Raw genomic sequence first — 13,514 nt, 5'->3', positions numbered from 1 at the left:
CTCAGCGGCGCTTGCGCGACGTGGCCGTCGCCTTGCGCTTGATCGCCGGCTTCTTCGCCTTGGCGCTGCTGCGCACCGCAGGCTGGCGCTGCGGCACGTAGACGACCACGCTGTGGCCGGCCGCAAAGCTCGCACCGGCGGCAACCTTGTTCCACACGGCGACCTGCGAGGCGCTCACGCGGTAGCGGCGCGCAATCGACGCCACCGTGTCGCCCTTGACGGCACGGTGCGTGATGCGCCGCGGCGGCAGGGCTTCGGGGGCGAGGGTCATCACCGCGTTGTCGGCGAGATGCACCGACACGTCTTTCAGCAGCGACTCCGAGCGCGGCACGAGCAGTGTCGAGCCGGCCTTCACCAGCATGCGCGGCGGGATCTTGTTGACGTCGCGCAGCTCGGCTTCGCTGATGCCGAACTGCTTGGCCGCCTCCGAGGGCTTCACCGTCTTGGGGGCGACCCAGGCCGTCCAGGTGGCGAAGGGGCCGCGGTGGGCCGCGACGTTGCGCACGAAAAGGCTCGCGTTGTCGTACGGCAGCAGGATCTGCGGCGTGCCGGCCGCGAGGATCACCGGCTTGTTCATCTGCGGGTTGAGCGTCATGAACTCGTCGCGCGAAATGCCGGCGAGTTGCACCGCCGTGGCGACGTCGATGTCGCGCTCGATGGGCACGCTCAGGAAGTAGGGGTGGTTGGCCAGCGGCGGCAGCGTGAGCGAGAACGCGTCGGGGCGCGCCACGATGTTCTTCACCGCCTGCAACTTGGGTACGTAGTAAGCGGTCTCGTTGGGCATGCGCAGGTCGAGGTAGCCCGCGGGCTTGCCGGCGCGCTTGTTGCGCGCGATGGCACGCATCACGTTGCCTTCGCCCCAGTTGTAGGCCGCCAGCGCAAGATGCCAGTCGCCGAACATGTTGTAGAGCTTCTGCAGGTAGTCGAGCGCGGCGCGGGTGGAGGCGAGCACGTCGCGGCGGTCGTCGCGGAAGACGTTCTGGCGCAGGTCGAAGTTCTTGCCCGTGGCCGGCATGAACTGCCACATGCCCGAAGCCTTGGCCGATGAGATCGCCTGCGGGTTGAAGGCGCTTTCGATGAAGGGCAGCAGCGCCAGCTCGGTGGGCATGCCGCGGCGCTCCACCTCTTCGACGATGTGGAAGAGGTAGCGGCTGCCACGCTCGGTCATGCGGGCCACGTAGTCGGGGCGGCTCGAATACCACTGCTCGCCGGTGCGCACGAGCGGTGTCTCGAGGTCGGGCATGGTGAAGCCGCGGCGCACACGCTCCCAGAGGTCGATGTTGGCGGTCTTGGATTCGAGGTCGACGGGCTCTTCGGGGCGCAGCGGGTCGACCGGTGCGGCGGCCACGGGCCCGCCGCCGTCGGCCGGTGCAGAAGCCGCCGAGGCCGCAGGCGCCACTGCCGATGCGGCGGCGGGCGCCGACGCGGCACCGCCTGGAAGTTCGACCTGCGCAATCACGGCCGGGATGTCGGCTCGCTGGTCGGGTGCTTCGATGCGGGTGGCGCAGGCTGCGAGCACCGCGGCCAGCGTCAGCACGACACCGTGGCGCAGGCGAAAAGACAACAGGCAGGGGATCAGTCTCATCGGAACTCGTTTTTCCATTCGCGCAGTGTCGCCAGCACATCGACGCCGCCTTGGCTGGCCGCGCCGTGGGCGAGCGCCGATGCCTTCACCTCGGGCTCGCCGCACCGCATGAACGGGTTGATGCGCCGCTCCTGTTCGATGGTACTGGGCAAGGTGGGCTGGCCCAGTGCGCGCAATTGCTCGCAGTGGGCGGTGTAGGCCTGCAGGCTGTCGTTGTGGGGCTCGACGGCGTGCGCGAATTTCAGGTTGGACAAGGTGTACTCGTGCGCACAGCACACCCGCGTGTGGCCGGGCAGTGTGGCCAGCCTCGACAACGAGGCGTGCATCTGCGCCGGGGTGCCTTCGAAGAGGCGCCCGCAGCCACCGGAAAAGAGCGTGTCGCCACAGAAGAGCAGAGGTGCTTCGCCGTCTGGTGGCAGGTGGAAGTAGGCGATGTGGCCGGCAGTGTGGCCGGGCACGTCGATCACTTCGAAGCGAAGGCCGAGCAGCTCGACCACGTCGCCGTCGTTGACGGGGGTGTAGGGCTCCGGGATCTTTTCACGCGCCGGCCCGAAGATCGGGCCCTGGAGGCGTGGGCGAAGCGCAGAAAGGCCGCCAACATGATCGCCGTGGTGATGGGTCACTAGAATCCCGGCGAGAACCAAGCCCAGGGCATCGAGCGCGTGCTCGACTGGAGCCGATTCGCCCGGATCGACAACGAGCGCCTGCCGGCCATCGTGAAGCATCCAGATGTAGTTGTCCGAGAAGGCTGGCAGTGCTTGCAGGTTCATGGCGCGTTTTTTATGGCGCAAAACAGCGGGATTATAGGTTTGGCCCCCTGGCTGAAGACGCCACCGGGCCGTTATCTGCTGGCCTGGGAACAGGCCCAGGTCGACCGCTGCGTGGCCGACATGTTCGGCTTCCATGCGCTCCAGCTCGGCCTGCCCGAACTCGATGCGCTGCGGGCCAACCGCATGCCCCATCGATGGCAAGCGGTGGACCACCCACACGCTTCAAACATGGAGTCTGCGACCGAGGGTGAAGTTCCGGCCGCGCGTGCGGTGATGCTGCATTGCGATTTCGACGCTTTGCCTTTCGACAGCCAGAGCCTCGACCTCGTCGTGCTGCCCCACGCATTGGAGCGTGCGCGCGACCCGCACCAGGCACTGCGCGAAGTGGAGCGTGTGCTGGTGCCCGAAGGCAAGATCGTCATCCTCGGCTTCAACCCGGGCGGCCTGTGGGCGCTGCGCCAGAGCATGGGCCGCGTGTTGCGCAGCCTGGGGCTGGTGCGCGGTCGGCCGCTCTTCATGCCGGGCGAAGGCGAACTGCTCGGCTATTGGCGCTTGCGCGACTGGCTGCGATTGCTCAGCTTCGACATCGAAGAGGGGCGCTTCGGTTGCTACAAGCCGCCGTTTGTGTCGGAGCCCTGGCTTGCACGGTTCGAATGGATGGAAGGCACGGGCAGCCGCTGGTGGCCGGTGCTCGGTGCCGCCTACATGCTCGTGGCCGTGAAGCGCGTGCGCGGCATGCGCCTCGTGGGCCTCGTGCGCCACAAACGAGTGCCGGCGAAGGCGGCACCCGCCGTGGTCCGCCGCACCACAGCAACATCACAGCAACATGACATCGATACCTTCATTGACTGACGCGCCCAAGCCCGTGATCCGCCGGCCGGCCGTGAAGATCTACACCGATGGCGCCTGCAAGGGCAACCCGGGGCCTGGCGGCTGGGGGGCCTGGCTCAGCACCGGCGAGCATGAAAAAGAACTCTACGGAGGCGAGCGTCAGACCACGAACAACCGCATGGAACTAACCGCGGTGATCGAGGCTCTGGCTTCGTTGAAGCGCAGTTGCGACGTGACGCTCTACACCGACAGTGAATACGTTCGAAAAGGCATCACCGAGTGGATCCACGGCTGGAAGCAGCGCGGCTGGAAGACGGCCGACAAGAAACCCGTGAAGAACGCCGACCTCTGGCTGCGGCTCGATGCGCTGCGCGCCTTGCACCACGTGGAGTGGCGATGGGTGAAGGGGCATGCCGGCGACCCGGGCAACGAGCGCGCCGATGCGCTGGCCAACCGGGGCGTGAGCCAAGCCTCTACGTGATTTCCATCCTCGCCGGAAGGCGACCCCAGGGCTACAGTGCCGTGGGAACGATTCAAGGGACAGCGTGAAGACTTTGCATACCGTGGTGGCGCTGGTGGGCATCTCCTTGGCCGGCGGTGCCGCCTGGTGGTACCAGCACAAAGGGCCAGGGCCCCAGGGCGTGGAGGGAACGGCCGGCGCGAGTGTCACCGCGTCGGGTGTTGCGGCAGGCAGAGCGCCCGCAGGCCCCGCGGGGCCGGTGCCGGTGGAAGTCGGCAAGGTGGAAGTGGTGTCCATCGCCGACGATGCGCAAGGCGTGGGCGCCCTGCGGTCTCGACAAGGTGTGACGCTGCGGCCCGAGGTCAGCGGGCGCATCTCGAAACTCGGCTTCACCGACGGCCAGCGCGTCAAGCGCGGCCAGATGCTGGTGCAGCTCGATGACACCTTGCAGCAGGCGCAGCTGCAACAGGCCGAAGCGCAGGCGAGCATCGCCCGCACCAACCTCCAACGCAACCGCGAGCTGCTGGCCGCCAACTTCGTGAGCCAGAGCATGGTCGACCAGACCGCCGCGGCACTGCAGGTGGCCGAGGCGCAGGTCGCGCTCGCCAAGGCACAACTCGCGCGCATGCGCATCGAGGCGCCGTTCGACGGCGTCGTCGGCATCCGCGTCGTCAACGTGGGCGACTACGTGAAAGATGGCGCCGATCTCGTCAACGTCGAAGACACCTCCACCGTGTTGCTCGACTTCCGCCTGGCCGAGCGCTACGTGGCGCGCCTGAAGACGGGGCAGCCGGTCGAGGCCCAGCTCGACGCCATGCCCGGCCGCGCCTTCAAGGGCCATGTCGACGCAGTCGACTCGGTGCTCGACGCCAACGGCCGCTCGCTGCTGGTGCGTGCACGGCTGCAGAACCCTGGCGGTGAGCTGCGCTCGGGGATGTTTGCCCGCACGCGCATCGTCTTCTCCACCCGCAACAACGCGCTGGTCGTGCCGGAAGAAGCGCTCGTGCCGCTCTCGGGCAAGCAATACCTGGTGAAGGTGGTCGACGGGCCGAAGGGCAAGCAGTCGCAGCGCATCGAAGCGCGCATCGGCATGCGGCTGCCGGGCAAGGTCGAGATCCTCGAAGGGCTGGCCCCCGGCGACCAGGTGGTCACGGCAGGTCAGTCGCGGCTGATGCGCGAGCCGATGCCGCTGCGCGTCGTCGACCTCAGCCAGCCGCAGCGCGCGGGTGGCCCGGGGCGTGCGGCGAGCGGGGCGGCCAGCGGCCCGCGGCCCACGGCGCTGTGACCTGAGAGCCACGCGACATGAAGCTGTCCGACGTCACCATCCGCCGCCCGGTCTTTGCGACGGTGCTGTCGCTGCTGCTCATCCTGATCGGTGCGGTGTCGTTCACCCGCCTGCAGGTGCGGGAGTACCCGCGCATCGACGAGCCGGTTGTCAACGTGTCGACCAAGCTGATCGGCGCCTCGTCGGAGGTGATCGAGTCGCAGGTCACCAAGCCGCTCGAAGACTCCATCGCCGGTATCGACGGCGTGGAGATCATCACCTCGATCTCGCGCTCGGAGCAGAGCCAGATCACGGTGCGCTTCAAGCTGGAGAAGAACCCCGACGACGCCGCCGCCGACGTGCGCGACCGTGTGTCGCGTGTGCGTGCGCGCCTGCCCGATGCGATCGACGAGCCGGTGATCGCGAAGGTCGAGGCCGATGCCACGCCCACGATCTGGCTCGCGTTCACCAGCGAGACCCTGTCGCCGCTGCAGGTGACCGACGTGGTCAACCGCATCGTGAAGCCCCGCCTGCAGACCGTGTCCGGCGTGGCCGACGTGCAGGTCAACGGCGACCGCAAGTTCTCGATGCGCATCTGGCTCGACCCGGACAAGCTCGCCTCCTACCGCCTCACGGTGCAGGACGTGGAAGACGCGCTGCGCAAGCAGAACCTCGAAGTGCCGGCCGGGCGCATCGAAAGCCAGCAGCGAGAGTTCAGCGTCACCGCACGTACCGACCTCAATACCGAAGCGCAGTTCGGGGCCGTGGCGCTCAAGACCGTCAACAACTACACCGTGCGGCTGCGCGACGTGGCGCGCATCGAGCAGGCCGCGGCCAGCGAGCGCAGCAGCGTGCGGCTGAATGGCGTGCCGTCGATCTCGGCCGGCGTGATCCGCCAGGCCACGGCCAACCCGCTGGAGGTCTCGTCCGGCGTGCGCACGATGCTGCCCAAGCTGCAGCAAGACCTTCCGCCCGGCATCAACGTGCAAGTGGCGAACGACAACTCGGTCTTCATCGACAAGTCGGTGAAGTCGGTGTTCCGCACCATCACCGAAGCGGTGGTGCTGGTGGCGCTCGTGGTGTTTCTCTTCCTGCGGCACCTGCGCGCGGCGGTCATCCCGCTCGTCACCATTCCGGTGAGCCTGGTCGGCACCTTCGCGATCATGGCGCTCGCCGGGTTCACCATCAACACGCTCACGCTGCTCGCGCTCGTGCTGGCCATTGGCCTGGTGGTCGACGACGCGATCGTGGTGCTGGAAAACATCTTCCGCCACATCGAAGACGGCATGTCGCCGTTCCAGGCGGCGCTCAAGGGCGCGAAGGAAATCGGCTTCGCCGTGGTGGCGATGACGATGACGCTCGCGGCCGTGTTCGCCCCGCTGGCGTTTGCACCGGGCCGCACCGGGCGGCTCTTCACCGAATTCGCGTTGACGCTCGCGGGCGCGGTGATCGTCTCCGGCTTCGTCGCGCTCACGCTGACGCCCATGATGTGCAGCAAGCTGCTGCGCCACGAGGCCAAGCCGACGCGCTTCGACGTTCTCATGGAGGCGGGCCTCGACCGGGTGACCCGCGCCTACGGCCGCGCGCTGCGCTGGACGCTGGCGCACCGCTGGGTGGTGCTGGTCGTGATGGTGGCCTCGGCGGCGGGCAGCTGGCAGCTCTTTCGCACGGCCAAGAGCGAACTCGCGCCGCTCGAAGACCGCGGCGTGATCCTTGCGACCATCAACGCGCCAGACGGCTCCACGCTCGACTACACCGCGCGCTACCTGCGCGCCATCGAGGGCATCGGCCGCGACTACCCCGAGTTCGACCGCGTCTTCGTGGTGGCCGGCAACCCCACCGTGTCGCAAGGCGTGTCGTTCCTGCGCACCGTCGACTGGGACGAGCGCGACCGCAGCACGCTCGAACTCGCGCGCCAGCTGCAGCCGCGTTTCGCTGGCCTGCCGGGCGTGACCGCCTTCCCGGTCACGCCGCCGAGCCTGGGCCAGGGCTTTCGCGAGCGGCCGATCAACTACGTGATCGTCACCAACGACTCTTACGACAACCTCTCGCGCGTGACGCAGCAGATGCTGGCCGAGATGGCCAAGAACCCCGGCTTCGTGCAGCCCGACACCGACCTGCGCCTCAACAAGCCCGAGATCTTTCTGGAAGTCGACCGAGATCGTGCGGCCGATGCCGGCGTGAGCGTCGACCAGGTGGCCCGCACCGTCGAGACCATGCTCGGCGGCCGGGCGGTCACCCGCTACAAGCGCGACGCCGAGCAGTACGACGTGCTGGTGCAGACCGAGATGCGCGGCCGCACCACGCCGGAAGACATCGACAAGCTCTTCGTGCGTGGGCGTGGCGATGCGATGGTGCCGTTGTCGTCGCTCGTGAAGGTGCGCGAGTCGGTGAGCCCGCGCGAGCTCAACCACTTCAACCAGCGGCGCTCGGTGGCGATCACCTCCAACCTGGCGCCGGGCTATTCGCTGGGCGAAGCGTTGCAGTTCATGGACGACACCGCACGCAAGGTGTTGAAGCCGGGCTATTCGACCGAGCTCAACGGTGTGTCGCGCGAGTTCCGCTCGTCGAGCGGGGCGCTGGGCTTGGTGTTTGCGCTGGCGCTGCTCTTCATCTTCCTGGTGCTCAGTGCGCAGTTCGAGAGCTTCGTCGACCCGTTCGTCATCATGCTGTCGGTGCCGCTGTCGATGGTGGGGGCGCTGGCGGCGCTGCAGCTGGCGGGTGGCACGCTCAACGTCTACTCGCAGATCGGCCTCATCACGCTGGTGGGCCTCATCACCAAGCACGGCATCCTGATCGTGGAGTTCAGCAACCAGCTGCGGCAGCAGGGTCGCTCGGTCTTCGACGCGGTCACCGAGGCCGCCGCGCTGCGGCTGCGCCCCATCCTGATGACCACCGGCGCGATGGTGCTGGGCGCGCTGCCCCTGGCGCTCGCCGAGGGCGCTGGCGCCGAGAGCCGCCAGCAGATCGGCTGGGTGATCGTGGGCGGCATGTCGCTGGGCACCTTGCTCACGATCTTCGTGGTGCCCACGGTGTATTCGCTCTTCGCGCGCAGTGCGGTGCCGGGCGCGATCGAGACACCGGCCGACCCTGATGAGGGCTCGCACGCGGCCCATGCGTGATCAACGCGCCAGGTCGTCGGGCGTGTTGATGTTGAAGAAGGCGGCCGGGTCGTCGAACGTGACCTCGGCGCGCCGCAACTGCGCCATCCACCGGCCGACCTTGCGCTCGCCCGATTCGAGGTAGCGGCGCAGGTCGGCCGCAAGGCTGCGACGCATCAGGCAGAAGGCCGGCTCCGGGCCCGCGTCGGTGCGGGCCAGCACCAGATCGACGCCGTCATGCATCGCTTCGGCGAGGCGGGCCACCAGGTCTGCCGGGAACTGCGGGCAATCGCAGGGCACGGTGACGAGGTAAGGCGTTTCGGCGTGCTGCAGCCCGGACAGGAAACCCGCCAGCGGCCCCTGGTAACCCGCGAGGTCCGCAGGGTCCGGCCACACCAGCACGCCCCAGCGGGCGTAGTCGTCGAGGTGGCGGTTCGCGCTGAGCATCACCCGGCCGACTTGCGGTGAGAGGCGCTCCAGGGCAGTCCTTGCGAGCGGCTGGCCTCGGTACATCTGCAGGCCCTTGTCCACGCCACCGAGCCGGCTCCCCTGGCCGCCGGCCAGCACGAGGCCGGTGATTTCGGCACGCTCCACCACCGAATCAACCGCCGATGTAGTGCATCTCGACGCGGCGCTGCCCCGAGCCGGTGTCGGCGGCTTGCGCGCCGCGCAGCTCGGAATAGCGGTCACCGCGGCCCTGCCAGATGAGCCCGATGGCGCTGGCGATCTGCTCGTCGCTGTAGCCGCCGCGCAGCAGCGAGCGCAGGTCGTGCCCCTGGTTCGCGAAGAGGCAGAGGAAGAGCTTGCCTTCGGTCGACAGTCGGGCGCGGTTGCAGTCGCGGCAGAAGGCGTGCGTCACGCTCGAGATCACGCCGATCTCGCCCTGGCCGTCGGTGTAGGCCCAGCGCTCGGCGGTCTCGCCGGCATAGTTGGCATCGATGGCCCGCAGCGGGAAGGCTTCGTTCAAGCGGGCGATGACTTCGGAGGAAGGCACGACCTGGTCCATGCGCCAGCCGTTGGTCTCGCCCACGTCCATGAATTCGATGAAGCGAAGCACCACCCGGCCGCCGAAGTGCTCGCGGAAATGGCGCGCCATCGGCACGATCTCGTGGTCGTTGACGCCGCGCTGCACCACCATGTTGACCTTGATCGGGCCGAGGCCCACCCGCTCGGCGGCCTCGATGCCGGCCAGCACGTCAGCGACGGGGAAGTCGGCGTCGTTCATGCGGCGGAAGATGGGGTCGGCCAGCGCATCGAGGCTCACGGTGATGCGCTTGAGCCCGGCGTCTTTCAGTGCCTGCGCCTTGCGGGCGAGCAGCGAGCCGTTGGTGGTGAGGGTGAGGTCGAGCGGCTGGCCATCAGGCGTGCGCAGCTGCGCCAGCATCTCGATCAGCACTTCGACGTTCTTGCGCAGCAGCGGCTCGCCGCCGGTGAGTCGGATCTTCTGCACGCCGTGGGCGGCGAAGAGGCGGGCGGTGCGGGTGATCTCCTCGAAGCTCAGCAGCGAGGTGTGCGGGAGGAACTGGTAGTGCTTGTCGAAGACTTCCTTGGGCATGCAGTAGCTGCAGCGGAAGTTGCATCGGTCGGTGACCGAGATGCGCAGGTCGCGCAGGGGGCGGCCGAGGGTGTCCGACAGCAGCCCCGTGGCGGCGATCGGCTGCGCTGGAATGCGCGGGACCGACGCGGCATAGCGGTGGTCGGCGAGGGGGATGACTTTCTCGGTCATCGGTCGATTGTGCCGCTGCGGCGCCTCGCGCGCCTGTGCGGCGTCAAGGGAACTCGTTCGGGATGGCGGGTGCTGCGCCAGCGGCCGGCTGGGCGGAAGGCGCAGGGGGTGTGGCGGTCAGTGTGGCCGCGGTGTCCGCACGCCGGGCGCCGGTGAAGCGCTTGGCCCAGTACTTCACGCCCATGCTTTCCACCCGCACTTCGCCACCCGAGCGCGGTGCATGGATGAACTTGCCTTCGCCGACGTAGATGCCCACGTGCGAGAAGGTGCGGCGCAGGGTGTTGAAGAAGACCAGGTCGCCGGGCTGCAGCTCATCGCGCTTGACGGCCGAAAAGCCCGCTGCCTTGGCCTGGTCGTCGACACGGCGGGGCAGCACCAGGCCGAGCGTGGTTTCGTAGATGTGGCGGGTGAACCCGCTGCAGTCGAAACCGTCGTCGGAGTTGTTGCCGCCGCGCTTGTAGGGCACGCCCAGGAAGTTCATCGCCGAGAGCACAAGGCCCGAGGTGGTGTCGCGCACCTGGCGGCCGATGGCGGCCGCGCTGTCGACGGCCGTGGTGCCCGAGGTGTGGGGCGCGCTCAGCACGCCGCGCTCGATGAGCAACTGGGCGACGACGTCCTGGTTGTCGGGAGCCGCCTGGGCGGCCGCAGCCGCGCCTGCGCAGGCCAGCGCAAGGAGCGCTGATCGCAGACAGGGCAAGGGCAGGCGGGACATGGGTCGCAGGATAGGGGAGCGCGCCGAACGCAGTCAACCGAAAAGACAGGTGCGACAGGGACTTAACCGACCTTCTTCATGCTTGGGGCGGTGTTCGCTCGTGGCCGCCCCCAATGCAGGGCCAGGGCTCAACGGTTAGCCTGCGCTTCTCTGTATTGGAGTTGAAACATGTTCAAAGCTTTGCTGCTGGAAAAGACCGACGCGGGGTTCAGCGCCCGTGTTCAAGCCGTGGACGACGCCCGGTTGCCCGCGGGCGACGTGCTGGTGCAGGTTGAATGCTCGACCCTCAACTACAAGGATGGTCTCGCCATCACCAACAAGGCGCCGGTGGTGCGCCAGTGGCCCATGGTCGCTGGCATCGACGGTGCCGGCACGGTGCTCGAAAGCCAGCACCCAGGCTGGAAGCCGGGCGACCGCTTCGTGCTCAACGGCTGGGGCGTCGGCGAGGTCCATTGGGGTTGCCTCGCCGAGCGGGCCCGGCTCAAGGGCGACTGGCTGGTGAAGCTGCCGGCCGCCTTCGACGCGCGCCAGGCGATGGCCATCGGCACTGCCGGCTACACCGCGATGCTGTGCGTGCTGGCGCTCGAGCGCCACGGCGTGAAGCCGGGCGATGGTGAGGTGCTGGTGACCGGGGCCACGGGCGGCGTGGGCAGCGTGGCCACCGCACTGCTGGCGCGCCTGGGCTACCGCGTGATCGCGTCGACCGGCAAGTCGGCCGAGTCTGCGTACCTGAAGACGCTGGGCGCGGCCGACCTGATCGACCGCAACGAGCTGTCGGCCCCCGGCAAGCCCCTGCAGAAGGAGCGATGGGCCGCGGTCGTTGACGCCGTCGGCAGCCACACGCTCGTCAATGCCTGTGCGCAGACGCGCTACGGCGGCGTGGTGGCCGCCTGCGGCCTGGCCCAGGGCAGCGACCTGCCCGGCACGGTACTGCCCTTCATCCTGCGCAGCGTCACCCTGGCGGGTGTCGACAGCGTGATGGCGCCGCTTGCGCTGCGTCAACAGGCCTGGGACAGGTTGGCGAAAGATTTGGAGCCTAAGCTGATCGACCACATGGTGCAGGACATCGACCTCGGCGACGCAATTGAGCGAGCCGAAGCCTTGATGGCCGGCAAGGTGCGCGGCCGGCTGGTCGTGCACATTCGATAAGAGCAGGTCGATAGCAGCAGGAGACCCCGATGAGCCGGTACGCCGATTTCCACCGCCGTTCGATCGAAGACCGAGACGGCTTCTGGCGAGAGCAGGCCGCGCTCATCGACTGGCACAAGCCGCCGCAGACGATTTGCGATTACAGCAAGCCGCCGTTCGCCAAATGGTTCGTCGGCGGCGAGACCAACCTCTGCCACAACGCGGTCGACCGCCATGTGGCGATGCGGCCCGAGCAGAGCGCGCTGATCTGGGTGTCGACCGAGGTCGGGCAGGAGCGCGTCTACAACTTTCGCGAGTTGCACGCCGAGGTGCAGCGCATGGCGGCGTGCCTGCTGGCGCTCGGGGTGAAGCAGGGCGACCGGGTGCTCATCTACATGCCCATGATTCCCGAGGCGGCATTTGCGATGCTGGCTTGCGCGCGCATCGGGGCGATCCACTCGGTGGTGTTCGGCGGTTTTGCGAGCAACAGCCTGGCCAGCCGCATCGACGACGCGACGCCCACGGTGGTGGTGAGCGCCGATGCCGGCAGCCGCAGCGGCAAGGTCGTGCCCTACAAGCCGCTGCTCGACGAGGCGCTGCGCTTGTCCACTCACAAGCCGAAGACCGTGCTGATGGTCGACCGCGGCCTGGCACCTTTCGAGCGCAGCTCGCGCGATGTCGATTACGCCACGCTGCGCGAGAAGCACCTGAACGACAAGGTGCCCTGCGCCTGGCTCAGGGCCACCGACCCGAGCTACACGCTCTACACGAGCGGTACCACCGGCAAGCCCAAGGGCGTGCAACGCGACACCGGCGGCTACGCCGTGGCACTGGCCGCGAGCATGAAGCACATCTTCCAGGGCAAGGCGGGCGAGACCTTCTTCAGCGCGAGCGACATCGGCTGGGTGGTGGGCCACAGCTACATCATCTACGGCCCGCTGATCGCCGGCATGGCGACCTTGATGTACGAAGGCCTCCCGGTGCGGCCCGACGCCGGCATCTGGTGGAGCCTGGTCGAGAAGTACAAGGTCAACCTGATGTTCACGGCACCCACCGCGGTGCGCGTGTTGAAGAAACACGACGAGAGTTTCATCCGCGGGCACGACCTGGGCTCGCTGCGTGCGCTCTTCCTGGCCGGCGAGCCGCTCGACGAACCCACCGCCACCTGGATCGCCAAGGCCCTCGGCAAGCCGGTCATCGACAACTACTGGCAGACCGAGACCGGCTGGCCCATCCTCACCATCGCCAATGGCATCGAGAAGGCGAAGAGCAAGTTCGGCAGCCCCGGCTTCGCGATGTACGGCTACGACGTGAAGCTGCTGAACGAAGCGACGGGCGACGAGCTGACCGGCGCCAACCAGAAAGGCGTGCTCGCGGTCGAAGGGCCGCTGCCACCGGGTTGCATGCAGACGGTGTGGGGCGACGACGAGCGCTTCGTGAAGACCTACTGGACGACGGTGCCCGGCCGCATGGTCTACAGCACCTTCGACTGGGGCATTCGCGACGAAGACGGCTACTACTTCATCCTCGGCCGCACCGACGACGTGATTAACGTGGCCGGCCATCGGCTCGGCACACGCGAGATCGAAGAGAGCATCTCCAGCCACCCGGCGGTGGCCGAGGTGGCGGTCGTGGGCGTGGCCGATGCACTCAAGGGCCAGGTGGCGATGGCGTTCGCCGTCGTGCGCGATGCAAGCCTCATCGCCGACGATGCCGGCAAGCTCAAGCTCGAAGGCGAGATCATGAAGACGGTCGACCACGGGCTTGGGGCCGTCGCCCGCCCGGCGCGAGTCCGGTTCGTGACGGGGCTGCCCAAGACCCGCTCGGGCAAGCTGCTTCGCCGCGCGATCCAGGCCGTCTGCGAAGGGCGCGACCCCGGCGACCTGACCACGATCGAGGACCCGACGGCACTGCAGCAGATCCGCGACCTGGTCTGA

At 68.0% G+C, this 13,514-nt stretch carries 11 protein-coding genes; 6 read left to right on the top strand and 5 right to left on the bottom strand.

The features are described from left to right. Nucleotide 1 precedes the first annotated feature (1 nt). On the bottom strand, nucleotides 2–1,585 hold the full coding sequence (locus tag RXV79_RS15470) for a transglycosylase SLT domain-containing protein (RefSeq protein WP_316698732.1): 1,584 nt from the start codon (nucleotides 1,583–1,585) through the stop codon (nucleotides 2–4). Then, on the bottom strand, nucleotides 1,582–2,355 hold the full coding sequence (gene gloB, locus RXV79_RS15465) for a hydroxyacylglutathione hydrolase (RefSeq protein WP_316698731.1): 774 nt from the start codon (nucleotides 2,353–2,355) through the stop codon (nucleotides 1,582–1,584). The genes RXV79_RS15470 and gloB overlap by 4 nt, the downstream gene beginning before the upstream one ends. Nucleotides 2,356–2,367: 12 nt before the next feature. On the opposite strand from gloB, the gene RXV79_RS15460 reads away from it, so the two are divergent. The 4 genes from RXV79_RS15460 (at nucleotide 2,368) to RXV79_RS15445 (ending at nucleotide 8,032) form a co-directional block, all read left to right on the top strand. Beyond that, nucleotides 2,368–3,207 carry a class I SAM-dependent methyltransferase gene (locus RXV79_RS15460; RefSeq protein WP_316698730.1) on the top strand — a complete coding sequence of 280 codons (840 nt, stop codon included), beginning with the start codon at nucleotides 2,368–2,370 and terminating at the stop codon, nucleotides 3,205–3,207. Then, on the top strand, nucleotides 3,182–3,667 hold the full coding sequence (gene rnhA, locus RXV79_RS15455; RefSeq protein ID WP_316698729.1) for a ribonuclease HI: 486 nt from the start codon (nucleotides 3,182–3,184) through the stop codon (nucleotides 3,665–3,667). Before RXV79_RS15460 ends, rnhA begins: the two co-directional genes overlap by 26 nt. A gap of 64 nt (nucleotides 3,668–3,731) precedes the next feature. Continuing rightward, nucleotides 3,732–4,931: an efflux RND transporter periplasmic adaptor subunit gene (locus RXV79_RS15450; RefSeq protein ID WP_316698727.1), complete on the top strand. Its 1,200-nt coding sequence runs from the start codon at nucleotides 3,732–3,734 to the stop codon at nucleotides 4,929–4,931. 17 nt (nucleotides 4,932–4,948) lie between these two features. After that, a complete protein-coding gene (locus RXV79_RS15445; protein ID WP_316698725.1) occupies nucleotides 4,949–8,032 on the top strand; it encodes an efflux RND transporter permease subunit in 3,084 nt (1,027 codons plus the stop codon). Here the strand turns inward: RXV79_RS15445 and mobA are convergent, their stop codons facing one another. The 3 genes from mobA to RXV79_RS15430 are packed head-to-tail and all read right to left on the bottom strand — an operon-like array spanning nucleotide 8,033 to nucleotide 10,449. After that, complete coding sequence (gene mobA, locus RXV79_RS15440; protein WP_316698724.1) at nucleotides 8,033–8,608, bottom strand: molybdenum cofactor guanylyltransferase MobA; 576 nt, start codon at nucleotides 8,606–8,608, stop codon at nucleotides 8,033–8,035. A 4-nt stretch (nucleotides 8,609–8,612) separates the two neighbouring features. Beyond that, nucleotides 8,613–9,737, bottom strand: a complete 1,125-nt coding sequence (gene moaA / locus RXV79_RS15435; RefSeq protein WP_316698723.1) for a GTP 3',8-cyclase MoaA — start codon at nucleotides 9,735–9,737, stop codon at nucleotides 8,613–8,615. Nucleotides 9,738–9,780: 43 nt separating this feature from the next. After that, complete coding sequence (locus RXV79_RS15430) at nucleotides 9,781–10,449, bottom strand: C40 family peptidase (RefSeq protein ID WP_316698722.1); 669 nt, start codon at nucleotides 10,447–10,449, stop codon at nucleotides 9,781–9,783. Between the two features lie 168 nt (nucleotides 10,450–10,617). On the opposite strand from RXV79_RS15430, the gene RXV79_RS15425 reads away from it, so the two are divergent. After that, nucleotides 10,618–11,598, top strand: coding sequence for an acrylyl-CoA reductase (NADPH) (locus RXV79_RS15425; protein WP_316698721.1), 981 nt, complete (start codon nucleotides 10,618–10,620; stop codon nucleotides 11,596–11,598). A gap of 29 nt (nucleotides 11,599–11,627) precedes the next feature. Then, complete coding sequence (locus RXV79_RS15420) at nucleotides 11,628–13,514, top strand: propionate--CoA ligase (protein WP_316698720.1); 1,887 nt, start codon at nucleotides 11,628–11,630, stop codon at nucleotides 13,512–13,514.

The sequence above is a fragment of the Piscinibacter gummiphilus genome, assembly GCF_032681285.1.
GTDB lineage: Bacteria > Pseudomonadota > Gammaproteobacteria > Burkholderiales > Burkholderiaceae_C > Rhizobacter > Rhizobacter gummiphilus_A.
Note: the sequence above shows the minus strand (reverse complement) of the source record. Positions and strands in the feature narration are given on the sequence as shown.

What these genes read in the sequence shown, in the direction of transcription:
- RXV79_RS15425 (WP_316698721.1), top strand. Translation starts at nt 10,618, where the DNA reads ATGTTCAAAGCTTTGCTGCTGGAAAAGACCGACGCGGGGTTCAGCGCC.
- RXV79_RS15430 (WP_316698722.1), bottom strand. Translation starts at nt 10,449, where the DNA reads ATGTCCCGCCTGCCCTTGCCCTGTCTGCGATCAGCGCTCCTTGCGCTG.
- RXV79_RS15420 (WP_316698720.1), top strand. Translation starts at nt 11,628, where the DNA reads ATGAGCCGGTACGCCGATTTCCACCGCCGTTCGATCGAAGACCGAGAC.
- moaA (WP_316698723.1), bottom strand. Translation starts at nt 9,737, where the DNA reads ATGACCGAGAAAGTCATCCCCCTCGCCGACCACCGCTATGCCGCGTCG.
- RXV79_RS15445 (WP_316698725.1), top strand. Translation starts at nt 4,949, where the DNA reads ATGAAGCTGTCCGACGTCACCATCCGCCGCCCGGTCTTTGCGACGGTG.
- rnhA (WP_316698729.1), top strand. Translation starts at nt 3,182, where the DNA reads ATGACATCGATACCTTCATTGACTGACGCGCCCAAGCCCGTGATCCGC.
- gloB (WP_316698731.1), bottom strand. Translation starts at nt 2,355, where the DNA reads ATGAACCTGCAAGCACTGCCAGCCTTCTCGGACAACTACATCTGGATG.
- RXV79_RS15460 (WP_316698730.1), top strand. Translation starts at nt 2,368, where the DNA reads ATGGCGCAAAACAGCGGGATTATAGGTTTGGCCCCCTGGCTGAAGACG.
- RXV79_RS15470 (WP_316698732.1), bottom strand. Translation starts at nt 1,585, where the DNA reads ATGAGACTGATCCCCTGCCTGTTGTCTTTTCGCCTGCGCCACGGTGTC.